Origin of the sequence: Sulfurospirillum arcachonense DSM 9755 (assembly GCF_000597725.1) — a bacterium.
GTDB classification, from domain to species: Bacteria; Campylobacterota; Campylobacteria; order Campylobacterales; family Sulfurospirillaceae; genus Sulfurospirillum_A; species Sulfurospirillum_A arcachonense.
The window spans coordinates 1-1,454 of the sequence record NZ_JFBL01000033.1 but is presented as its reverse complement, the minus strand read 5'-3'; the positions used below and the strand labels follow the sequence as shown (position 1 = coordinate 1,454).

At 32.5% G+C, this 1,454-nt stretch carries 1 protein-coding gene; it reads left to right on the top strand.

What is annotated here, in order from left to right; all coding sequences use genetic code 11:
- The first annotated feature begins 14 nt into the window (after nucleotides 1–14).
- Nucleotides 15–1,187 carry an OprD family outer membrane porin gene (locus K354_RS0113595; protein WP_024956016.1) on the top strand — a complete coding sequence of 391 codons (1,173 nt, stop codon included), beginning with the start codon at nucleotides 15–17 and terminating at the stop codon, nucleotides 1,185–1,187.
- Nucleotides 1,188–1,454 lie beyond the last annotated feature (267 nt).

Below are 1,454 nucleotides of genomic sequence, written 5' to 3'. Positions count from 1 at the left end.
AAAAAGGGAAGATTATGAAATTACTTAACTTGTCTCTAGCAGCAGTTATGGCGATGGGCACAGTGGCGTTTGGTGCTGATAATTTGGCAGATAGTTTTAAAAATGGTAAATTAAAAGGTGATATACGAGCATATTACTGGGATCGTGAAAAAGGTACAGGTACAGTAGAAGGAGATATCCTAAACTTTGGAGTAGACCTTAATTATGTAACAGACTCTTTTTATGGATTTAGAACAGGCTTTAGTTTCCAATCTTCTAACTCACCATTTGTTGATGAAGACGGTAAAGACGCATTTAAAACTGATATGTGGGGACCAGGTGCTGTACTATCAGAAGCATACTTATCATATACAATAAATAAAACAACATTAAAAGTAGGTCGCCAATTTATTAAAATGCCACTTCTTGCTGGTAGTGGTTCACGTATTATTAAACAAGCTTTTGAAGGTGCAACATTAGTAAGTAAAGCTATTCCTAATACAACACTATATGCAGCATACGTTACTAAATTCCAAAATAGGGTTGATGGAAGTGGAGATATAGCTGATTTTGAGGATGAGAATGGTCTCAAGATAGATGAAAATAGTTATGTTTTTGGTGTAAAAAACTCTTCTTTACCAAATACAACTCTTACTGCTGCGTATGGTGTTGTAGAAGATAATTTTGATATTATCTATGTTGATGCAAAATATGCAAGAAAAATAAATAACTTTAGATTTAATGCAGCTGTTCAATATGATGATACAAACTATGATGATAGCGCAAAAGAAGATGCAAGTTTCTATGGTCTAAAACTAGGTGGTGGTATAGGAGGATTTGATACATATGCAGCATATGCAGAAGTAGAAGATGGAACAGCAAGATATTCAGTTGCAGGACATGGGACTAAACCATTGATTTTTACATCTCCTAAAATGGATGCTGGTGAGTACAACGAATCTGAACAGTATGCACTTGGCGCTAGTTATAATTTTAAAGAGTATGGTTTAAAAATAAATGCGCGTTATGTTGATGTAGATTATGCTAATGATGCTGATGAAGCAGATTGGTTGTCTCTGTTTGCTACATATCAATTTAGTGGCGCTCTTAAAGGATTATCTACAACTGTTATTTATGAAGATGAAGATCATGATGTAGATAAAAATGATAATCAAGAGTTACGTATTAACGTTATTTACAAATTCTAAATAAAATACTAAATATATAGTATTAAAAGGGCTTTACATGTAAAGCCCTTACTTGATAGAAATGTTTTTCGTGAAAGATATTTCTATCAGGTTAATCCCTGAGCTTAAACAAGATTTGATTGTGATTCAAATCTCATAAATTATATATCAAAAGCCTCTTTTTAAACTAGACTCCTTAAAAAAATTAATTTTAGAGAGAGGACTTTTTTTAGGAGAAGAGTATATGAAAAAAATAGTTGTTATACTAGGATTGTTAGTTCTCGTAGT